General features: G+C 31.0%; 19 protein-coding genes. 5 read left to right on the forward strand and 14 right to left on the reverse strand.

What is annotated here, in order from left to right:
* Nucleotides 1-5: 5 nt before the first annotated feature.
* Both CLCY_RS00190 and CLCY_RS00195 read right to left on the reverse strand, forming a co-directional pair.
* Nucleotides 6-1,565: a hypothetical protein gene (locus CLCY_RS00190; RefSeq protein WP_048569119.1), complete on the reverse strand. Its 1,560-nt coding sequence runs from the start codon at nt 1,563-1,565 to the stop codon at nt 6-8.
* Between the two features lie 150 nt (nt 1,566-1,715).
* The gene (locus CLCY_RS00195; protein WP_048569120.1) at nt 1,716-2,603 is read right to left on the reverse strand and encodes a DNA-3-methyladenine glycosylase family protein; all 888 of its coding nucleotides are present in this window, start codon (nt 2,601-2,603) and stop codon (nt 1,716-1,718) included.
* A 282-nt stretch (nt 2,604-2,885) separates the two neighbouring features.
* On the opposite strand from CLCY_RS00195, the gene trxA reads away from it, so the two are divergent.
* Both trxA and CLCY_RS00205 read left to right on the forward strand, forming a co-directional pair.
* A complete protein-coding gene (gene trxA / locus CLCY_RS00200; protein WP_048569121.1) occupies nt 2,886-3,209 on the forward strand; it encodes a thioredoxin in 324 nt (107 codons plus the stop codon).
* Nucleotides 3,209-4,042 (forward strand): NAD(P)/FAD-dependent oxidoreductase, encoded by an 834-nt coding sequence (locus tag CLCY_RS00205; protein ID WP_048569122.1) that lies wholly within the window; start codon nt 3,209-3,211, stop codon nt 4,040-4,042. The genes trxA and CLCY_RS00205 overlap by 1 nt, the downstream gene beginning before the upstream one ends.
* Before the next feature lie 52 nt (nt 4,043-4,094).
* On the opposite strand, the gene CLCY_RS00210 is transcribed toward CLCY_RS00205, so the two are convergent.
* Together CLCY_RS00210 and CLCY_RS00215 are read right to left on the reverse strand one after the other, a co-directional pair.
* On the reverse strand, nt 4,095-5,549 hold the full coding sequence (locus CLCY_RS00210) for a methyl-accepting chemotaxis protein (RefSeq protein WP_048569123.1): 1,455 nt from the start codon (nt 5,547-5,549) through the stop codon (nt 4,095-4,097).
* Nucleotides 5,550-5,797: 248 nt separating this feature from the next.
* Nucleotides 5,798-6,451: a redox-sensing transcriptional repressor Rex gene (locus tag CLCY_RS00215; RefSeq protein ID WP_048569124.1), complete on the reverse strand. Its 654-nt coding sequence runs from the start codon at nt 6,449-6,451 to the stop codon at nt 5,798-5,800.
* 190 nt (nt 6,452-6,641) lie between these two features.
* Here CLCY_RS00215 and abc-f point away from each other — a divergent pair, with 190 nt between their 5' ends.
* The gene (gene abc-f, locus CLCY_RS00220; protein ID WP_048569125.1) at nt 6,642-8,567 is read left to right on the forward strand and encodes a ribosomal protection-like ABC-F family protein; all 1,926 of its coding nucleotides are present in this window, start codon (nt 6,642-6,644) and stop codon (nt 8,565-8,567) included.
* A gap of 266 nt (nt 8,568-8,833) precedes the next feature.
* Here abc-f and CLCY_RS00225 read toward each other — a convergent pair whose 3' ends face one another.
* The 6 genes from CLCY_RS00225 to CLCY_RS00250 form a co-directional block, all read right to left on the reverse strand.
* Nucleotides 8,834-10,090 carry a glycoside hydrolase family 18 protein gene (locus CLCY_RS00225; RefSeq protein ID WP_048569126.1) on the reverse strand — a complete coding sequence of 419 codons (1,257 nt, stop codon included), beginning with the start codon at nt 10,088-10,090 and terminating at the stop codon, nt 8,834-8,836.
* A gap of 92 nt (nt 10,091-10,182) precedes the next feature.
* Entirely contained in the window at nt 10,183-10,806 is a 624-nt protein-coding gene (locus CLCY_RS00230; RefSeq protein WP_048569127.1) for a cadmium resistance transporter, read from the reverse strand.
* A gap of 244 nt (nt 10,807-11,050) precedes the next feature.
* Entirely contained in the window at nt 11,051-11,515 is a 465-nt protein-coding gene (locus CLCY_RS00235; RefSeq protein ID WP_048569128.1) for a sporulation membrane protein YtrI, read from the reverse strand.
* The gene (locus CLCY_RS00240) at nt 11,503-11,841 is read right to left on the reverse strand and encodes a YtrH family sporulation protein (RefSeq protein WP_048569129.1); all 339 of its coding nucleotides are present in this window, start codon (nt 11,839-11,841) and stop codon (nt 11,503-11,505) included. Before CLCY_RS00240 ends, CLCY_RS00235 begins: the two co-directional genes overlap by 13 nt.
* A 179-nt stretch (nt 11,842-12,020) precedes the next feature.
* Complete coding sequence (locus tag CLCY_RS00245; RefSeq protein WP_048569130.1) at nt 12,021-14,075, reverse strand: HelD family protein; 2,055 nt, start codon at nt 14,073-14,075, stop codon at nt 12,021-12,023.
* 251 nt (nt 14,076-14,326) lie between these two features.
* Entirely contained in the window at nt 14,327-14,737 is a 411-nt protein-coding gene (locus tag CLCY_RS00250; protein ID WP_048569131.1) for a CGGC domain-containing protein, read from the reverse strand.
* Nucleotides 14,738-14,864: 127 nt separating this feature from the next.
* Between CLCY_RS00250 and pdxR the strand changes: the two genes are divergently transcribed.
* Entirely contained in the window at nt 14,865-16,271 is a 1,407-nt protein-coding gene (gene pdxR / locus CLCY_RS00255) for a MocR-like pyridoxine biosynthesis transcription factor PdxR (RefSeq protein WP_048569132.1), read from the forward strand.
* Nucleotides 16,272-16,330: 59 nt separating this feature from the next.
* Here pdxR and CLCY_RS00260 read toward each other — a convergent pair whose 3' ends face one another.
* The 3 genes from CLCY_RS00260 to CLCY_RS00270 all read right to left on the reverse strand — a co-directional run bounded on the left by CLCY_RS00260 (nt 16,331) and on the right by CLCY_RS00270 (nt 17,940).
* On the reverse strand, nt 16,331-16,825 hold the full coding sequence (locus CLCY_RS00260) for an LURP-one-related/scramblase family protein (protein WP_048569133.1): 495 nt from the start codon (nt 16,823-16,825) through the stop codon (nt 16,331-16,333).
* Nucleotides 16,826-17,169: 344 nt separating this feature from the next.
* On the reverse strand, nt 17,170-17,313 hold the full coding sequence (locus tag CLCY_RS13935; protein WP_242844919.1) for a thioredoxin domain-containing protein: 144 nt from the start codon (nt 17,311-17,313) through the stop codon (nt 17,170-17,172).
* A gap of 63 nt (nt 17,314-17,376) precedes the next feature.
* Nucleotides 17,377-17,940: a TetR/AcrR family transcriptional regulator gene (locus tag CLCY_RS00270; protein WP_048569134.1), complete on the reverse strand. Its 564-nt coding sequence runs from the start codon at nt 17,938-17,940 to the stop codon at nt 17,377-17,379.
* 119 nt (nt 17,941-18,059) lie between these two features.
* On the opposite strand from CLCY_RS00270, the gene CLCY_RS00275 reads away from it, so the two are divergent.
* Nucleotides 18,060-19,304, forward strand: coding sequence for a glycosyltransferase (locus CLCY_RS00275; protein WP_048569135.1), 1,245 nt, complete (start codon nt 18,060-18,062; stop codon nt 19,302-19,304).
* A 744-nt stretch (nt 19,305-20,048) separates the two neighbouring features.
* Here CLCY_RS00275 and CLCY_RS00280 read toward each other — a convergent pair.
* Nucleotides 20,049-22,895, reverse strand: a complete 2,847-nt coding sequence (locus tag CLCY_RS00280) for a pentapeptide repeat-containing protein (RefSeq protein WP_048569136.1) — start codon at nt 22,893-22,895, stop codon at nt 20,049-20,051.
* Nucleotides 22,896-23,449 lie beyond the last annotated feature (554 nt).

Here is a 23,449-nt window from a genome sequence, read left to right on the forward strand (position 1 = left end):
TCACCTCAGTCTACCCACATAGCATTAACTTCTTTTACTGTACCTCTTTCTCCTATATAAGTTATAAGGTCTGCTAGTATGGAAATCTTAGAGTACTTGATGTCTCTTTTTGAAAGATCAATTACACCTACAAAAGTTTTATCTAAGAAAATATAATTTATATCTCTTCCTAAAATAAAAGATCTTGAATCATTCCATTTTGAAAGATATTTTTTGTTAAAATCCTTTTCAACTTTAATATTAAGTAATATTTTTTCTTGTTTTTCTGAGTGGTTAATTAGATTTCTTAGATTACTATGAAGCTTTTTATCACCACTTAAAAGTTCTACAACTATATCTTCTCTTTTATGGTCCATATCTCCTTCAAATACTTTATCTATCATAAGTGTCAAAACAAGCATTATAGCGTACAGTATACCATTTATTATACGTAAATCATATACAAATAGCAAAGAAAATATAGACATCACAATAGTGTATAGGAATAAGCTACGCTCTATTCCTATTGATATATTTTTTTGCTGTATATGCAGAAGATACATAATACGAGTAGACTTACTTCTCAGCCTAAAAATTCCAATAGATAATGCAAATGCCCCAGACAATGTCCAAATGAAAAATACACTTTGGATCAAGGATAAATCTATATATCCTAAACTATATATAAATGTATATATAATTATTGACGAAATAATACTAATTAAAAAATTTTCCTTAAGAATTTCTATAATCATAAAGTATGCATATGGAATCTTGACATTTTCTTTCACTATAGGAACAGCTACAAGCTTATCCCTACACTCAACCATCTGCTTAATATCAAATATATGTATAGACTTATTACTTAGAATATATACTTCATCATTCTTTACTACAAAATCAACTATCTCTTTCATATTAAGATGCTTTGGGTATAGTTCCCTTATCTTTTCACCTGTTCTTTTTAGAATATATATGCTATCGTTTTCACCATTTATGTTTAAATAAATTCTTTCTTCATCAATTTGAATCTTAGATATAAGCCTTTCATCAGCATCAGAATCTATAATAAACTCTTCTAACAAAGCTCCTATGTAGTTAATTTTAACCAACTTAAACTCATTATTAGCTGTAAATCCAGCGGCCCAGATATATTCTCCAATTACTTTGATTGAACTTGCGAAAAATAGTGATGTTAAAGAGATATTTTTTATCTCTTCCCCTGTACTTGAAAATATTTTTATAATGCTATTTTCACCATCATGGCCAAGACAAACAATATTATCATCTTCATCTACTTTAAAATCAAAGTATGTTCCATTAATTTGTATATGTATAGGATTTTTTGAAATCCTTTTGATTTCTGTATTTACTCCTATCTTTACAGAGTAGAGTTCTCCCCCTTCAATCATTCCATGGGACTCATATACATTATGTAGAAGCTTAAAACCATTATCATTAATAGTAAAAAACCTTCCTTCTTCTGGATTAACCTTCTCAAAAAATATAAGACTTTCTCCCTCTATATTAAAAAGCTGTGGTGCAATACATCCTTTTATCGGCAATATACTCTTTGCTTTTGTCATTTTAACCCTCCTTAGCAATTCTAATAGTATTATTGCCTAAAAATAACTTTCTAACCATAAAATAAGAGCTAACTATAATAAGTTAGCTCAATTTATAATAAACTTATATTCTGAAAAATCCCTAAGTAGCTTTGAAGCATGCAGCCTTCTTTACTTATCCTTTCCAAATCCTTCTCTTCCCTTAAAGTCTCTTGCATAATAGAAAAGATATTGTTGAGCTATTCCTGCATTTTCTTTAAACTTTTCCCTTGCATACTCTCTCATTTTCTTTAGAGATGTTTTTTCTGTTACGTAGAAATGCTCCATTATTCTTTGTATCCATACATCTACAGGAAAGGCATCTGTTTTTCCTAGGGAAAATAGCATTATACAGTCTGCTACCTTTATTCCAACTCCCTTAAGAGCAGTTAACTTTTCCATAGCCTCATCAGTACTAAGCTCACGAAGAGCATATAAATCAATTTTCCCTTCTAATACATCCTTAGTTGTTTGAAGTACGTATGGTGCTCTAAATGAACATCCACATTCTCTAAGCTGCTCATCTGTAGCCTCACTTAGCTGCTTTGGTGTTGGAAATGAATAATACACCTTTCCATTAAACTCAAGTTTATCTCCAAAGTTTCTACTTAGCTTTTCTACTGTTCTTTTAATGTTTGGAATTGAGTTTCTAGCAGATATTATAAAGGAAATTACAGTTTCAAATGGCTCTTGCTTAAGTATTCTAATTCCTTCTCCACACTTAATAGCCTCTTTTAATACATCATCATTTTCACTTACTATATCTTTAATTTTTGAATAATCCTTTTTTAAATCGAAGTATTCCTCTAAAAGACCAATATCCTCTGAATCTGCGCCTTCTATATATACCTTTCCATCTACTTCATACAGTCTCAAAACCTTTGAATGTATAACTCCGATATAGCTTCCATCCTCCTCTTCATTCCATCTAAAACACTGCCCACAATCAAATATGTGTTTAATATTAAAATCTTGAACATTTTCTATATAAAGACCTTTATCATACTCTTTAAAATTCATAACAAATATCCCCTTTAATTTTATTTAACATAACATCTTTGAATATATTTTGAAACTTTACGATAAAATATAAGTAAGAAAGAAAAATTTTTATTTGCATATTATGGTATAATATTTTACAATATTAATGGATAATATATATTAATTAATATTTAGTTTCAAGCAATATATTAATTTTAACTCTATTAAAAAATTTTTTCAATAAGGATTCACTTATCCTTATATTTCTAATATAATATTAATATAATATACCCATAGAGGGTATACGAGGAGGAGTAAATTATGGTAGCAAATGTTAATGATGTAAGCTTCAACGAAGAGGTAGTAAATGCAGGTAAACCTGTTTTAGTAGATTTCTGGGCAGAATGGTGTATGCCTTGTAAAATGTTATCACCAGTTATTGAAGAAGTAGCAAAAAGCCTTAATGGTCAAGTAGAAATTGTAAAGGTTAATATCGACGAGAACCCACAATCAGCATCACAACTAGGAATTACTAGTATTCCAACACTTGTTCTTTTTAATGATGGAAAACTAGTTAGTAAGATTGTAGGATTCCAACCAAAGGAACAAATCGAAGATGCAATTAAGGGAGCACTTAACCTTTAATGTATGATGTAGCAATTATAGGCAAAGGTCCAGCTGGTATATCAGCTGCAATTAACTCCTACGCAAGGGGTAAGAAGGCAATTATTTTTGGCGGAGATAGTAAAAAGGTACTACTGTCTCCTATTATAGATAATTATCCTGCACTACCTGGAATTACAGGTGTTAATTTTATGGAGGCCTTAAATAATCATCTTAGTAAAACAGATGTTGTTATTTCTGACAAATCAGTTTTAACTATTTATGCTATGGGTGAATCCTTTACTATCCAAGCACAGGATGAGATGATTCAGGCGAAGAAAGTAATTCTGGCAACAGGAGTTAACTTTAAGAAAACCATTGAAAATGAAGATAAATTTCTTGGTCTTGGAGTTAGCTACTGTGCTACATGTGATGCTCCTTTATATAGGAACAAAACTGTTTGTGTTGTAGGGTATAATGATGAGGCGGTAACAGATGCTAATTTTCTTTCTACACTTTGTGAGAAAGTCTACTTCGTTCCTATGACTAATGTCAAGGATAAATCATTTAATGATAACATAGAAATTATTACTGGAGTTCCTAAAAGCTTTGAAGGAAATATGAAAGCTGATAAGCTGAATTTAAAAGACTCTTCTATAGAATGTGATGGATACTTCATAATAAAGGATAGTTATCCCCTATCCTCTCTTGTTCCAGGACTTGAACTAGATGGTCCTCATGTTAAGGTTAACAAAAACATGGAGACTAATATTAAAGGTTTATTTGCCTCAGGTGATATAACAGGAAAACCTTATCAACTAGCTAAGGCTGTTGGTGAAGGTCAAATAGCCGCACTATATGAACATGAATCTTAAAATAGGTAGAATTTATAATCTACCTATTTTTTATTACATTAAAAATATTTATTTAAAATACTTCTTCTCCATTCTTTTCAAGTTTATTAACCATATCAGACATATCACTTAGCATTCCTATAATAGTAGTTGATATATCTACTGCTCTCTTAGTTAAATCATTTGCCCCTTTACTGTCTCCTCTTTTTATACACATAGCAACCTTATCACCTATAGAGTGAAGCTCATTATGAATTCCATCTACTTTATCCCACACCTTTCTAACTTCATGATTAGAAGGTGAAACTGAATGATAAAAATGCCCAAAGCCACACTTATGTCCGTCTGACTGTAGAGGACTAATTTCCATTTTATTTGTCATAGTAACTAGATCATTAACCCATGCCCTATGGGAGTTAATGGCATTTTCCATAACATTAATAAACTCTTTATTAGAAATCTTAAAATATTCACAGGTAGCTATATCTCCACTAATATTTGCTATATTAGAAACCTTATCTTCTATACTGGCAATTTTAGATGAAAGTTTCTGAGACTTTTTTGAGAATTCATAAATGTCATCACTTACAAATGTTAATTCATTTGCAAAATCCTCAATGGATTTCATAGTAACATTTATCTCTTCACTTGATGCATTTATCTCTTCCATCTTTGAAGTTAGTGTTCCTATATCACTAATAATATTATTAACCGAATTTATACTATGGGTAAATGAGTCTACAACCTTATTAGTATTTTCACTTACCTTCTCTATTCCTACTAAAGTATGTGAAAGACTTTCATTACTTTTCTTTGATGATTCCTCTATTGTATTCATAAACTTTTCCATGAGCTCTAACTGCTGCTTAGTGTTTTTAGATAAATCTCCAACTTCATTTGCTACTACGGCAAAACCTCTACCTTCTTCCCCTGCTCTTGCAGCTTCAATGGAAGCATTTAAAGCAAGTAGATTTGTTTGTTCAGAGATTTTCCCAATCCCTGCGACAATTGCCTTCATATCTTCTATTTGCTTTAGAAGATTTCCCATGTCACTTTGCATAGATATTGCATAATCCGATAATTCCTTTTTGGCTAACTTAATTTCATCTAAAAGTAGTCTATCCTCATTTAAGATTTCCTTTATAGAATCTGCCTCACTTGAGATATTGCCTAATGCAGAGGTATTTTCATTTAAGGTTTTACTTACATCCTCCATACAAGCATTTGTTTCCTCAACGGATGAAACAAGACTTCCTGAATCTTCTTTAAGAATCTCTGCTATACTTATAAGCTTCTTTGAAAAAAACTCCAAGTTTATACTAAAACTACTTATTTCCGTTGATAGGCTCAAATTCCCCTTTACAACTTCACGAACCTTTTTTGATACATTTTTTATTATAAGTGCAAGCCTCGCTGCAAAACTTATAGATTTATCCTTTGAATTTTTAAGCTCGATAATATCCTCATCACTGTATTCATGGAAATCTAATAGTTTACTTAAGGATTCATTTTTAAAATTAAACAACATTACTCTTCCCCTTTTTTCTACAATTGTGTGTATATTACTACCTAGTAGTACATAATATATGTCGTCCATAGTTTTATTATCTTTAGATAATTTTTATTCGTTAATCCTTATAATTATAGGCTATTATCAAAGACCTTATAAAAAAGTCCTTTGATAATAGCCTACTTAATCTATATATAATTTAATTTATCATTCCTATAAACTAAATCTAGGTAATGTTATTCTTATCCTATGCATATAAAGTAAGATTATTTTTCTTCTGTACCAAATAATTCCGCCTCATTTAACCTATAACTTAAAGTTAATAAACTATCACTTAAATGAACATTTTCAATAACTACGCCTTCCTGTACTTTTAAATCAATTGGCGCAAAATTCCATATAGCTTTAATACCTTTATCCTGAAAAATATCAGCCGTTCTTTGAGCTTGTGCCTTAGGCACACATATAATTCCAATATCTATTTTATTTTCATCAAGATAACTATCTAAGTCATCTACATCTCTAATGTCAATATCTCTAAACTTAAGACCTATTAGCTTTGGATTAACGTCAAATATAGCTACTAAGTTAAATCCTAGCTTTCCAAAACTACTATAGTTAGCAATAGCTTGCCCAATATTCCCTGCTCCTACAACTACAGTATTATATGACTTATTCAATCCTATAATTCTAGCTATTTCGTTATAAAGTTCCTTAACATTATAACCGTATCCTTGTTGGCCAAAGTCGCCAAAACAGTTAAAATCCTGTCTTATTTGGGAAGCAGTAAGATTCATTCGTTCAGATAGTTCCTTTGAGGATATTCTATCTACACCATTCTCCAACAACTCTGACAAATATCTACGGTATCTCGGAAGTCTTCTTACCACTGCCATAGAAATTACTGTAGACTTACCCATGATTACCACATCCTTTTTTGTAACTTGTAATATTATACACATATTCTTTTAAAGCTATCCATTATCCTATAATTATTTTACTATATTAGAATAATATTTACTACTATATTGAAAGTCTTTTTTAAAAAGTTGCATAATTTGCATATAAAAAGTAAAATTACTGTAGAATAATTAACTAGAGGTGTTTATTATGTTGGCGTTATCACTTAATAAAATAACAAAATCATACGGTGTTGATGTAATATTACAGGATGTTTCCTTTACAATAAATGAAAATGAAAAGGTAGGATTCGTTGGTAAAAATGGAGCAGGTAAAACTACCCTTTTCAAAATACTTACCGGGGAAATAACTCCTGACAGTGGAGAAAAATTTATTCCTAAGGATAAAAAGCTTGGATATCTTTCTCAGAACCTAGGACTTGATGAAGAATTAACAGTTTTCGAAGAAACTATGAAGGTTTTTGAAGATATAAAATCTATTGAATATAGACTTCGTGAACTTGAGGTCCTAATAGCTGAAAATGCAAATGACTCAGATAATAGCAATTATGAAAAATATCTTAAGGAATACGGAAGACTTCAAGATGATTTCGAGAAGAAAAATGGATATGGCTGTGAAAGTTTTGCTAAGGGAATACTTGTAGGTCTTGGAATTGGACCAGAATATCTAGATAAGAGTATTAGTCTACTTTCAGGGGGACAAAAAACCCGTGTAGCATTATCAAAACTACTTCTACAAAATCCTGATGTACTTCTACTTGATGAGCCTACTAACCATCTTGATCTAGAGGCTATCAACTTCCTTGAAGGTTTCCTTCGCGATTATCGAGGAACAGTTATAATTATCTCCCATGATAGATATTTCCTTGATGTAATAACTACTAAAACATTTGAACTTACAAATGGAGTTGTAGAGGAATATGGTGGAAATTATAGCTACTTTATTGAAGAAAGAAGAACAAGATACAAGCAAAGACTTAAGGAATATGAACTTCAACAAAAAGAAATAGAACGAATTGAATCTATGATAGAAAAGTTCAGATCATTTAACCGCGAGAAAAGCATTAAACAAGCTGAAAGCAGAGAGAAAATGCTTGAGAAAATAGAAAGAATAGATAAACCACTACTAGATGAAAAATCATCTAGAATAAACTTTGAATGTAAAGTTAAAAGTGGTGTTGATGTTATGATAGTTGATGAACTATCTAAATCCTACTCAGACAGAAAACTATTTGAGAATATCTCCTTCATGATAAGACGTGAGGAAAGAATTGCCCTAATAGGTGAAAATGGTCGTGGTAAAAGTACAATATTCAAGATAATAAAGGAGGACATTGCCCCTTCATCTGGATATATAAAAATCGGTAAAAACGTTCAAATAGGATATTATGACCAGGAACAACGTGAACTTTCAACACACAAAACAATACTTGATGAAATATGGGATTCATTCCCTCACATGGCTGTTAAGGATGTTAGAAATACACTAGCCGCATTTTTATTTACTGGGGATGATGTATTTAAGGAAATAAGCCTACTATCCGGTGGAGAAAAATGCCGTCTAGCTCTACTTAAGCTAATGTTAAGCAAACCTAACTTCCTACTTCTTGATGAGCCTACAAATCATCTTGATATACTTTCACGTGAAGCACTTGAAGAGGCTCTTCTTAGCTATGACGGAACATTATTTGTTATATCCCATGACAGATACTTCCTTAATAAGATTATAAATAGAATACTAGAACTAGATGAAAATAGTATTACTGAGTATCTTGGAAACTTCCAGTACTACATAGAAAAGAAAAATGCAAATGATGATGATCTAGTAGTAAGTACTGTTGGAAAAACAAAAACTCAGGTAAAGGAAGAAAGAAAAAAACTTCGTGGGGAAAGAGAAAAGATAAAGAAGGCAAAACTTGAAATAAAGGATATAGAAAAAACTCTAGAAAAGCTTGAAAGTGAAATAGCTTCTCTTGAAGAGGACCTTTGCAATGAAGAGGTTTACTCAAATCCTGAAAAATCCTTAGAAGTAAATACTAAGATTAACAATAATAAAAAGAAAATAGATGAACTTTATGAAAGATGGGAAATTCTCATGGAGGAAGTTGAGGAATAGTGCACTACAGGAATGGTGTCATTAGCCTAAACCACGAGCTCTTCGAGAAGATAGCCTAATCTACAAAATCCCCATATGCTAAAAGCTATGTCTAAAAACCGCTTCCCTTGACGACATATCTCTAAGCATATGGGGATTTTTACAGATAAGGCTATCTAGCTCTCGACTCTATAGTTTAGGCTAATAACACCATTTCTGCAATGATACTTTTCCTACATAACAAAATTTAATATATTATGCTTTTCTGTATAATTAATATTACTTTATTATATTTTTCTTATGGTGAAAAACTTTCTTACAAGCCAAGGTCCTGGTGCGAACTCAAGAGCTATTTGCCATAGACCTCTTCCTTGCAACTTGTATTCTCGAACTAATTTCATTTTCTCACTTATACTTCTAACATCTTCAAACCAAACCTCATGAAGTTGTCCCTGCTCATCTCTATAGCGGAAAAACGGTGATTTATATTCCTGTGAATATTGTATAGGAACTTGATACTTCATAGCTGTTCTAATGGCATCTTGATTAGATGTAGAAGTTGCAGCTATTCCTGGTCTGTATGGTAATAGCCAGTTATACCCATATCTAGGCACTCCAAGCATAATCTTATTTCTTGGTACCCTCTTCATAGCAAATTCAATTGTTCTTCTAACTTCATCAATTGGAGCTACAGGTCCTGGTTCACTTCCTGGATGATGCCAATCATATGCCATGACAAACATAGAATCTACAACAGAGCCGATTCCTCCATAATCATATCCTCTTAACCATGGAATATCTTCACTTGTTTTTGCTGGAACAGCTACAGTAATATAATATCTACCTAAACTATCTCTTAATTCACGTAGAAACCCTGTAAAAAGATCTCTATCCTGAGCACTTACTCTTTCAAAGTCAATATTTACTCCACCATATCCCTTTCTGGTTACTAAATGAACTATATTATTAATAAGATTTCTTCTTGAACTTGGATTATTTAACATCTGATGAACAAGCTCAGTACCAAAACCCTGTGGAGTTAGATTAGTAATAGTTACAAGGGGTGTTGCCCTGTTTTCCCAAGTGGTTTGAATAGCAGCTGAATCATCTAAATCATTTGCAATATCCCCGTTAGGTAAAAAGTGATATTCAAAAATAGATATTGCAGTTGAATTAGGTGCGAATCTATTGATTAGTTCACGATCTAAAGATGGAGTTCGAACAACATAAAAATTTAAGGAACTTGCAAGATAATTTGATATATTAGGAATTGTTATTTTCATTCCTGGCTGTAATGAATATGGTTTAATCGAAGGGTTTGCTGCTCTTAATTGCTGTAATGAAACATATGCTTTCTTTGCAATAGTAAATAAAGTGTCCCCTGGTTGAACAGTATAAACATAAAGTGGTATAAGTAGAGCCTGCCCTGGAACAATATTTACTTCTTCAAGTCCATTTACCATAAGTATCTGATCAATAGGTGCATTATACATTTTGCTTATTGAATATAAAGATTCACCAGGCTTAACTGTATGAATAAACATTTCTGTCCTCCAATAAATACTCTTATATAAATTGATTTTAGGTTTTTATATAAATTATATTATTTCTTTCAGCAAACTATTACATATTTAACTTATATAATTAAATCAATAGTTCCACTTTCTATAAAAATATATATACCTAATGCTATAAATACTATTGGTACAAAAATATGCTTGTATCTTTCTATAATCCCCTCTACAAATGGATACTTTAAAAGTTTAAAACCAATATAACACCAAACTCCCGTAAGTATAATAAAAATTATACTTGTAGCTAAAATTTCAAATGTACTTAACCTAGCAAATAGTGGTATATAAATTCCTATATTATCTCCTCCATTTGCTATAGTTACACCTGCCACACTTATAATACTAATAAGTCTTTTACTCGTATTTTCTTGATTTATTTTCTCATTAATTTCTTCTACTTCATCATCATCTTCATTTCCCTTTTTATACTCTAAATACTCTTTTATACCTAGATATATAGGTACAATACCTAAAAGTCCAATATATTTACTTGGAAACAGATTTGCTCCAAGCGCACCTAGAATGCTTATTATCACTAATGATGCAATTCCTAAGTACTGACCAAGAACAATGTGTCTTACTTTAAGAGAATTATTTACCCTAGAGAAAAATAACATAAGAATGAATATATCATCGATATTAGTAGTAACAAATGAAATAACAGCCTTTATAATTGTATTTATCAATTAGTACCTCTCCTTAAATAATAATATTAATTATAACATCTTCTAAACACATCATGGAATCCTCCACCTTCCCACTCCTCCGCCTCTATCCATATCTTATACTGACAATTAATCATATTTACCTCCGCTATTCTAATACTATAATTTAATCCTTCTTATCCTAGTCGTAATCTATATGTATTCTATATATTATATTATAAATTTAAACACACATAAAAAATGAGTAAGAATATATACTTCTCACTCATTTCTTTAATGGCTGAATTTCAATCCATATATTAATAATCTCAGATATTACAACTTTATTTGCCTTCAACCTATATTCTTTGCCTCCAATTTTCATAATCCTTTGATTAATAACTTCCCAAAGCATATCCGCCTCAACCTTTTTTACTTCCTTACCAACAAAGGTTCCAAGCTTTTTTTGGATATACTTTTTAAGTTCTATATTTATTAACTCATCTTCCTTAGAAGTAAGATTAATCTCAATATCCTTAACTATAAGCTTTTTCTTATTGATATTATCCTCTAACTTTTCTAATACCATATTCTTTTCATCAATTATGGAATTTAAAATTGCTATTCTTTGATGATATTCGTCTAGTCTATAACTAATAAATGCACTTAAACTAGCACACCCTAGTAATACACCTAATATGAATCCACTTAAGAAAAATAAAAGGAAACCTGCCTTTCTTACTCTCCCCATATTTGACCACACCTATGTAGCAGCTTAACTAAATAAAACCCTGCATTTGCACCTAAAAGAGCTACCAAAATATAGACCATTTGCTTTATCACAAGACGAATTTCCCCTTTAAAAACTCCCTCATCTAATACCTCAAATGTAGAAAATGTTCCACCTAGTGCAGTTGCAACAGCCCATATTTTTATTGATCCAGCTAAATCAATAATAGTCTTTAAGGGAGGTTGATTGTTTATAATAGCTGCAAGTCCTCCAAAGGCACTTGCCCCTACTATTACACCAAAGGATATAAGAAAACTATATATAATATTGGAGATAAAATTTATCATCTAATTACCTTTTCCATATCAATTATTACTATATAAATTATGCTTTTTATATTTTTAATATGTTTGCTTGTGTATTATGAAAGAGATAAAATCCCTCTTATGCCTTTATTATCGAAGATGACTAAAGGATTTACCATTAATGATGGGCTTATGTTTTATAAAGAGCTGATTGTGATTTATTATAGGAATTGGGTCAATTCTCCACAATAAGTCAGATCCAATCGATGCATAGCTCTAGTACATGCAACATACAACATGCTTCTATCCAAATCCGTATGATAGGTAGAAGAACAAACAGAAGGTACTATTACTTGGTCAAACTCTAGCCCTTTAGCCATATGGGCGGTTGTAATAATTATTCCATCCTTTAGCTCAGTACTGCCAAAATCCAGTAAGAAAACATCCTTGTACCTATCTTTGATCTGATTATAAATCTCTGCTGCCTGTTCCTGTGTTTTACATACTATTCCTAGTGAATTGTAAGCTGATTTTACATAATCATTAATCAAATCTTTAATCTCTTCTGATTGATCCTCTAAGGTTGCACATTTTCTTATTGTAGGCTCTTCACCATGTCTTTCAATTGGAACCAGTTTGCTGTTGCTTTTAATCTTTTGTGCAAAATTTGTGATTTCAATCGTTGAACGGTAGCTTTTGCATAATTCCATACAGTCTGCATCCCCAAAAACACTTTTTAAAATCTCAAGGGATGAAGCACTATGAGGATTAACCGATTGGAAACTGTCACCTAAGATCGTCATTTTACAGTTAAATAGCTTTCTTATAACCGCATATTGTATAGGAGTATAGTCTTGCATTTCATCTACTAGCAAATGCTTTACATACTTAAAGTTTGTTTCAAATCCTTCAAAAAACATCTTTGTGTATATATAAGGAAATACATCAGCATACTCAAGTTTATTCTTCTCTACAAAATGGAATAACTTTGGCTTTTCAATATAATCATAGAAATTCTTATATAAAGAAAGTGCATCCTTGAATTTGTACATTTTCAAGATAGCAGTCTTAACCTGATTTGCAATTTCAGCCTTTATCCTTTTACCATTACTTGTTTTTCTATTTTCTATAATATCATTTGCTATTTTCTCTAGACGTTTCTTAACAGGCATTCTTTTTAAGGCTATATAACTTAGCATCAAATACTCCTTTGATACCTTGATACTTTCAATGCAAATATCCTCTGGAGAAAAGTATTCAGTGTTTGCCTTTTCTAGATAGGAATCAAGATCACTTACAAAATCCAAAGTAGCTTTGTATCTGATGCGTTCAATGGCTCTATCATCCTCTGTAAGCATAAGGTCTGTAACTTGCTGATTGAAGGATTGAAAATTCAGCCTTCCCGCCATCTCCTCCTCTGCAACTTCCTCCATGCCCATTTCCATGATTTCCTCTTCACCTAGCTCTGGTAGGACACTTGAAATATAATCAGAGAAAACTTTATTTGGTGAAATAATCAAGATATCCTTTGAAGTCAGCTTCTCTTTAAAGCGGTATAACAAAAATGCAACCCTATGAAGTGCGATAGAGGTTTTTCCTGAACCAGCCACCCCTTGAATTATTAGGATTTTTGACTCTTCATTTCGGATAATGCTGTTTTGTTCTCTTTGTATAGTAGATACAATGTTCTTCATCTTCTCATCAGAAGTACGGCTAAGCTCCTTTTGTAAAACATCATCTCCTATATTCAGTGCACTTTCTAGCATATACTCCATATGACTATTTTTAACCTTGTATTGTCTTTTCAAAGAAATATCTCCGCAAATCCTTCCCATAGGTGCAGTGTAATATGCTTCCCCCATTTCAAAATCATAAAACATACTGGAAACCGGTGCACGCCAATCATAGATCAGCACATCCTCGCCATTTTCCTCTCCAAAGGAATGCATTCCAATATAAAAAGGTTCTTCCTTGCCTTCTCCATTCTCACGAAAATCTATCCTTCCAAAGTATGGAGAATAGATCAGTTTATCAATCTTTTGTTTTTGCACAACAGCTTTTTCTCCAAAACCAATAGTTTCATGAACAGCAATACGGTTTGCCGCTTTTTCTGCCTGATCCATCTGTGCAAGGTTTTCCCAGAGATATTTCTTCGTTTCTTGAACCTCATTTGCATAATCAGATATCTTTTGGTCAATATCCTGATATGTTGCTTTCAGTTTTTTCAATATCTCATTAAGATACTGTCTTTCCTCTTTCTCTGTCTTATTCAACATTACTTCACCCCCCTTTGTTAAATCAAGGATAATTATAATGCTTTATGAAGAAAAGTACTAGACTTTTTCCTTGATTTATTATATCCTATTGTTATAGTACGCCCCTATATATTATGGTAAAATATACCAAATACATAGGGGCATTTCTTCTTTCACAAAGGCTATTTAAGGTTTTTTATGTTTTTAATAAATTTGTTTTGATATTACTACTTGATAATCGTGATATAAAACATCATCTCGCCTAAATACTATTAATAACTTTTATATATACCTTTTTCTCTTTTCTTCTCTGTATTTTCATATATGTATGACTTCTCTACTACATTTTTATATCCCTTCTTTTGGATAATACTTTTAATATAGTCAACATGAGGACATCTATCAGAGTGATGATTATCAGTTACCATACAAGATGACAGGTGAATAACAACATCATCCTTATTTAATTCACTAAGCTTTCTAGACTTTTTAGCAAATTGCTCTAACTTTGCTGATAAACCTTTTCCACAGCAGCCCCCACAAGTAAAAGAAATATATCTTACATCCTCTTCGTATTCTTTAAACATTCCCTCTCTATTATAAAAAGCATCAGTACAAGCTATACCACTACATCTTCTTTGTGTAATGTCACACTGAATAATAACAACATACTTTAAACCCATGTCAATTCCTCCCCATTAATTAATAATCTTTATTTTCAAATCTAATTGAGAATAGTCTATCATAGCATTGTCAATATCGTTAGATACAGTTACTCTATAATTAATAGGTACAGTTTGGAGGTGTATTATGAAAGAGATGATGATTAATTTAGATAAAAATTCTAATGAAGCGCTATACATACAGCTTTATAAATATCTTCGTGAAGAAATAAAATCTAATAGAATAAAAAAAGGTACTAAACTCCCTTCTATTCGCTACCTAGCAGATTATCTTAAGCTTAGTAAAATCACAGTGGATAATGCGTACCAACAATTATTAATTGAAGGATATATAGAAAGTAGAGAAAGAAGTGGTATGTATGTTCAAGAAATTGAGGAAATGCCATTTAATTCTCCAAAGATTAGTAAAATGACTACTTCTTCTCCCCTATCTTCTAATAGAATCAAATATGATTTTCATTATGGAAGTATTGATACTGAGAGTTTTGATTTTAACCTATGGCGAAGGTTAACTTCTAAGGCTTTAAAACTATCTAATGGAGATCTTCTTCAGTATGGAGATCATCAAGGAGAATTAGAGTTTCGAGAAGAAATAGTAAACTATCTTAGATTATCAAGAGGTGTATTATGCTCATCTAGTCAGGTGATAATCACATCAGGAACCCAGAACTCACTACAATTATTATGTGAATTAATAGATAATGATGATAAATCAATAGCCATTGAAGACCCTGGCTGGAATATTTCAAGGTTTATCTTTCAGAAAAACAACTTTAAAGTAACTCCTACCCCCCTAGATAAAGATGGTATATGCTTAAAAACACTTCGAGAGGCTTCCCCAAAATTTGTTTATGTTACTCCTTCTCATCAATTCCCATCGGGAGTAGTTATGCCTATAACAAGAAGGCAAAACCTCTTAAAATGGGCTAGAGATACTAATGCCTTTATTATTGAAGATGATTATGATAGTGAGTTTCGCTATATCGGTAGACCTATCCCATCTCTACAAAGCCTTGATGAGGATGAACGTGTTATTTACTTAGGTACATTTTCAAAGTCTCTTGCACCTTCTCTACGTATAAGTTATATGGTACTACCTAAGAAACTCCTAGATAAATATAAAGAGAATATGTCTATGTATGAGCAGCCAACCTCAAGACTAAATCAAAAGACTCTTCAGTTATTTATGTCTAATGGCTACTGGGAGAGACATGTTCAAAGGATGCGTAAAATCTATCGTAAAAAACACAATACATTAATAAAATCTATCGAATATTACTTAAATGATAAGGTCAGATTGATTGGTGGAAATGCTGGTCTGCACATACTTCTAGAAATAAGAAACGGTATGCCTGAGGATATGATTATTCAAAAGACAGAAATGGCAGGTGTTAGAATATATCCAACTTCAAAATACTGGGCAAATAATAATAATTTAGATAACCCTGTTTTCTTAATAGGTTTTGGGTGTTTAAGTGAAAATCAAATAAGAGAAGGTATAGAATTACTTGGTGAAGTATTAAGCAATAATTAATCATAAAAAAGAAGGAGTACTCTTCAAAAATGCTCCTTCTTCTTAACTTATATATCCAACTAAGTTGTTGCTGAGGAAGCAGCTGCTTGGTCAGCTTTCACACAATCAATTGCGATAACTAGTGAAATAATCATAATCTCCATATCTTCTTTTAATACTTCAACCTTATAGCTATCTCCCCAGGTGAACCATTCCTTTTTTACATTACCAACTACTTCACCATGTTGTAACACCTGAAAATCCATATCCCACCAGTTTCCATGTACTTCAATACCTGCCGTATCAATTGTATAGTGAGCTTTAAAGAAGGAAAACTCCTTCTTTATAGTTAATACCTCTCGACCATTTACCTCAACGAAAAACTTCGGTAGAAAGCTAAACACCTTTTTCGTAATAAGTGCAACTTCTTCCCTTGTTCTATTCATAATGGAGAAAGTCTTTGGGATTTGCATAAAACTTCCCTCTACGTAATAAACATCATTCTCCTGCTGATCCTTTACCGTAAATTTGCCACTTAGACTAAACACCTTCTGTTTTATATAAAACTGCTTCATCCTACACCTCCTTTGATATAATATACTCCTAAATTGATTATATAGATATCTTTCAATTCTATTTTGTTTGATCAATTACAGTAACAAAAGATTTTGATAGGTTTTATACCTTAAATTATTTCATCAAGCTTACCTCACATCTTTCATAACCTTAATATATCTTAATTAAAACTCATATCATAATATCTACTAATTTGTTCTTCTAAATGAAGAAAATCTACATTTCTTCCTATTCTTAAGGTTTCTTTACCCTCAATATACAACAACATAATTGGTAACAAAAAAACTTGATATTTAGCTGAAAGCTCAATGCTTTTTTCACCATTTATTTCACACCTAGCTATTTATGGAAATTTACTTAACATATTATTAATTCTGATTTTAATTACCTCACAAGCTCCACAGGTGGTTCCACTAAAATAAACTACTGTAATAATATTTTTATTGATTAATTCGTCTAATTCACCTTGCGTCTTTATTAAATTCATAAATATATTCTCCTCATATATAAAAATCATATGCTATTAATCCAATTTTAATAAGAACCTCACTTACTTGCTCAATATACTCATAACCCCATTTTCCATTATTTCATTTATAAGAGAAATTAACTTTTCATTAGATATAACTTTATCTTGTTTAAACCAGTAACTCATAATACCAATCATAGCAGAAAGTATATACTCCAAAATAAAATCAAGTTCTTTTTCACTAATCTTTACCTGATACTTTAGTGCTTCTTGTAACATTGGCTTTATAGAGTTTTTTAGTTTACTTGCAAAGGCAGCATCACCATTATCTCCAAGTAGCACAGAATAATATTTATGATTTTTCTCATATAACTCCATAAAAATATCTAAGGGCATGCCTAAATTTCCTTCTAACATAGCTATTGGAGGTAGCTCATTAACATTAGGGATAATGGAAGTTTCAATTTGTTCAAGAACATCATAAATATCAATAAAGTATTCATAGAAAGTACTGCGATTATATCCAGCTTTTTGTGTTATCTCTTTTACAGTAATTTTCTCTATTCGTTTTTCACAATAAAGTGTCCAAAATGCATCAATTAAATCTTGTTTTGTTTTAGTCATAACTTTAGGGTTCTTTTTCATTTCCTACCTCGATAAATCCGACACTAAGCATTTCATTGTCGGTTGATGATTAACATTATACTGCTTACAATATTAATATACGACACGTTGTTGGATTTCACAAGGAGAGTGAGAGAATTATGATAACAATAATATGCGCAGGTTCAAGAGGAGACTTTCAGCCATACATAGCTTTGGCTCAGCAATTAAAAAAGTTAGGTAAAGATGTTAAAATTTCTGGCTCAAGTGAAGTTGAAAGCCTTGTGAGAAGTTATGGAATAGAATACTTTCCAGTTGAGGTTGATTTTGAAAAGTTAGGTGTTGACCCAAATATAATAAAGGAATCACAATCAGCGGATAATCCCCTAAAAATGCTTCTTACATTTAATAAAATGAAAAAGTATGGAATTAAAATAGCTGAAGAAACCTATGCTTCTTTGGAAGGTAGTGAATTAATTGTTTATCATCCAGGGTGTACCATGGGGTACTTTGCAGCTCAAGAAATGGGAATACCATCAGTACTGGCTACACCATTTCCTATGCACAAAACCGATGAGTATCTTTCAGTTGTTACTTATGGAAAAGCTAAGCCTACAAAGTTAAATAAAAAGATAAGCTACAAAATGGTGCAAAGTATGCTTTGGCTTGCCTCAAGTAGCACTGTGAAAGGACATTGGAAGAAGCATTTCAAAAGACTTCCAAAAGACTTTAGTAGTCCATATGAAAGAATAAGTACAGAGCATCCAGCAGTTGTATCCTGTAGTAATTTTGTATTCCCTAGACCAAAGGACTGGAATGAAAACATCCACCAAAATGGATATTGGTTTGTAGAAGAAAATATAGAATATATACCATCAAAGGAACTTTTAGATTTTCTCAGTAAAGGTGAAAAGCCAGTTTACATTGGATTTGGAAGTGTATTTAATAGCGAACAAAAAGATGAGTTAGTTAGCCTTATAATAGATGCAATGAAAAAATGCAAAAAGCGTGGAATTATTTCTGGTATGGGTAAGATAGACAACCTTCCCGATAACCTTATCGCTGTAGATAGTATTCCTCATACGTGGCTATTTAACAATGTGTCTGTTGTTTGTCATCATGGTGGAGCTGGAACAACAGCAGCAGGATTTAGAGCAGGAGTACCAAGTGTAATTATTCCATTCTCCAATGACCAATTTGCTTGGGCACATAGAGCATATGATTTAGGTGTTGGTGCAAAACCTATTTATAAAAAAGACTTAACCTCAAATAAATTAGCTGAAGGAATAAAATTTGCATTAACTAAAGAGATTGTAAATAATGCAAAGGTATTAGCCCAAAATATTGCAACAGAAAATGGAGCTATATATTGTGCCAAGGTAATTGCTAGCATGATTAATAAGTAGTTTATAAAATTTCTATCTGTCCACATTTTAAAGATATTTTACTTTTCTCAACATATTTTATTAATGTATCATTACTTATGATACGGTTCGCCATAACGGGTATAAGTGATGTTTTTTATACCAATATTTAATCTCAAAAATTCATAACTAATTTACCCGTTTAGCAACTATCATATTTTCATATCACTACAAGTTATTCTCACAATCTTTAGCTTTTAAGTCTCTCTTTGATAGGGAGAAGTCCATTATTACTTTACTACATCCTATTTTCATCAAAAATAATTTTGACCTCCAATGTAAAATATATAGATATAAATGTAAAATGCTTTCTATGATATTTTTTATTTTATCATAAGAAAGCATTTTTTACAGACTTTTCTTCACAGTCTCTTATCATATAAAGTATATTTTTCAAATATTTTTTCGTATTCTTTTTATTTTTATTGTAATACATCTAATAAAAATAAATGAATTCCTATACTCTACTCACATTTTATCTACTTTATCATATTAATTTTCAGCAGCTTAATCTCTGGGGTCTTTTATCAAAGCTATAACCTTATCACTAGAATATTCCTTGTTTATTATTTCTCATATCATTTCAATATTCTTCAAAATCATTTTCTTGCAATTTATATCTTCTAGTTTTACAACATATGATATATTAAATTACGTACACCTGAACAGGAACTCATTAGGTTCATATTATACTCTCTTTTTATATTTGCTTAATAACTAGTTACATTAATCGATCTCTGTAACCGATACTTCTTCTATTGTAGCATTTCGCATTTGTTGAAATTTATTGAAGTTATTTTCAGTAATCTTATTACCATTATATGATGCTCCTATTAATAGTTTATAATCAAAAATAGCATTATCAAAGACAACATTAACTAATTTTGCATTATTAAAGCTTACTTCTTGTAATTCAGCCCCAACAAATTTTACATTCTTCAACACTGCATCACTGAAATCAGCTTTCCGGAATGTTGATTTTGTAAAGTCGACATTCATTATATATGATGAAGAAAAATCTGCATTTATAAACTTTGCATTTTTTGCATTAACTTTATCCATTGTACATGTATGAAATGAAGAAAAAATAAAATTAGATTTATTTAAATTACAATTATAAAATTCAGCCAAGAGCATATTTGACATTTTAAGTTTTGACTCCCTGATATTTAATCCCTGAAAACTTACTCTACAAAAATCTCTAGCATCAAGTATAATTCCATCTAAATCCATATTAACAAAACATCTAGATATTAGTCTGTTTTTTGGACCTATACGTTGCCCTTGTACTCTAGCCAAAAGTTCTCCAAAAGACGTAGGAGATGGGTGAGTAATTTTTGTTCTAACATTTCCTAAATCAGCACATTTGCAAATGACTAAAAGTAGAGATTCAATTGAATTTTGTTCTTGTTTCATTTCATCTTTATAATTGGGTCTATTATGAAGTATTTCAAATGGCAACCCGTTTTTAAGAGAATATGATAATAGTCTTAATAATGTCTTATGCCACCCTTTTATTTTTTTGGTATTAATTAGTTTCATTTCACCTTCGATAAAACTAAATACATATTCATCCATTGTTGTTGAACCGCATAATTGAATCCAGTTTTTTAAGGCTTCCTTTTCATCCCAACCATAATCAGGATTTTTTTGCTTTTTTTCAATATGTCCGCTAATTATGTCTATGCCCAATATAATTCTTTTGGCAGTTAAGTATTCTCCAAAACTTTTGTGAGTAAATTCAAATGTTTTATCGTTGTTCATTTGATTATTAGATTGCCTAAAGTAAAAAGCTGTAAGCAAGCGCGTAACTCCTTTGGATGCACCTTCTTGAAATGCTAATAACAAGGATTTAAGACCACTACTGTCACAATGCTCTTCAATTTCTTTTACTGTAGTAGTCCTCCCATCACCATGCCAAGTTGCAAGTGCTATTTCCTCAAGTACTCTAACAAATTGATCATATGTAACATTCTGTAATGATCGATGAATTCCTGAGTCCCAGTCCCTATCATATACATTTTTTATTAAGTCTCCATAAATTTCATTAAGGTTGCTTTGTATTGTAAAGTCTATTTGCTTTCTTTCGTAACTTAATGCCACTAAATAGTTTAATAATGGCTGAGAAGTTATCTCATCAAGCTTATTTAATGATAATTCTTTTGGCATTTGCGTATAACCTTTACCAGTTAAACTTCCATATTTTCTCCACCATTCATGTCGCAGGTCTTTCTTCAATAATGCCTTATCATCAACATAAGTATAGCCTTCTTTATGTAAGGTATACTTTTTTTCCATTTTCTTATGTGAAATATAATATGGAAGTATATGTAGTACCTGCCTATCCTTCCTAATATTACATTGATTACTTTGTATAATTAAATCCCTTCCGGTTATAATTATTTGTAATCGCAATTGCTTCATGTTAAAGTTATACAACTTTTGTTGTACTTCTTGAATAAATTGTTGAGATGCTTCCATTCCAAATTTCCCTTGTAACGCAAGCTCATCCAATCCATCAAATATAATTAGTAACCTTTTTTCTCCATTATCAATATCCAGAGGTTTGTGCTTTAATATACCTTCATATAAAATAAATGAATTTACAGCATCAACTAAATCATCTTTTAACTCAAAATGATGTAATGGTATAAATAAGACCTGGAGATCTGATTTTGATGATTGAACAGATGCAATTTTTTTTGCAAAAGTAGATTTTCCACATCCTGGGCCCCCACAAATAACCCTTAATGCATCTTCCTTTTCACTATTTTCTATCCAATTATCAATTTCTTCTTCTAAATCAACCACTACTCTTTCATATACTTCAGTTTCTGTATAAACTAAACTTAACCTTTTATTTTGCTCTACAGCCACTTTATTTCTATAATATCCATTAAGTGGTACATAAATTTGCATTAGGCTAAATGCTTCTAAAAAAAGTGGCTCATCTAATTCCTTATTAAGTTGAGAATAATAATATGCCCAGTTTTTTTCTATTTCAGCTTGTAATGAAAAAGGTGTTGTTGTATTCTCTAAAATTGAAGAATATTCACTATAGTTTTCCCGCCATTCATTATTTAAGGCGTATACAAAATAGCTTGGGAATCTATTGCATATGGATTCCATTTCTGATTGATTAAAACCACAATTCATTAACCAATTAGAAAGCATTTCTTGAATTATCTTTACTATATTAGCTTCTTTTGGCGAATCAAAAAAAGTATTATCTATAGTTATTTCATCCTCAAATATTTCAGTAACATCTTGAATTAATATACTAGAATTAATTTGTTTTGTTTTTAATAGACTTTCATTATCTTCTATAATACTAAATAGCGCTTTTGTTACAGATTTGTATACTAATTTCCAAGCCTTTTCACCAGGTGTGGTTTCCAAGCCAATAGATGCTAGAGCATCTGCAACATCTGTAGATACTTCTGTCCAATTTTGAGTTACACCATGAATTAATCCTTTACTAAGCGTAATGAATAAGTCCTTGAACCTAATATCAACAGGTTTCTTCCAGATAGATTTGGGTTTAATCACATTAATTTTACTATTGTCAATCACTTTCCGTCCCCCTAATTATAAATAACTACTTGTTTTATTAATAAAGCCACCTTCATTTCATAATTCTACTAAAACTTATATTTGCACCACATGGTTGTAATGTTTTTTCTTTTTATCTACAAGCTTAAAACTTAATAGTGAAATCATTCTAAAGTATTCATATATGAACATTTGTTTAATACAGAATTTATATTAAATAATAAGAAATTTCTATGTATAGGTGTCTTTATACGCTTTTATCTGACTTTCATCTTAATCTTCTTAAAAGAATAAACACCTATTTCCTTCATTACACTCACGTTATAATCAATCCCACGTTCTTTTCTCGTTCTATTCCACATCATTTCGATATAATTCACATTTTTACCTTATATTACATTATAATGCATATCATTCTATAAGTATATATATCACTCTAACAATTTGCATAATCCATTTCTTTTTTACGTTTAGTAAATACTAGTATTAATTTTTAAGCAGTTTACTTGCTATTAATTTCAATATAAAATCAAAACAGCCTAGAAATAATGATACCTCTCATTTCTAAGCTATTT

Source organism: Clostridium cylindrosporum DSM 605 (assembly GCF_001047375.1).
GTDB classification, from domain to species: Bacteria; Bacillota; Clostridia; order Clostridiales; family Caloramatoraceae; genus Clostridium_AB; species Clostridium_AB cylindrosporum.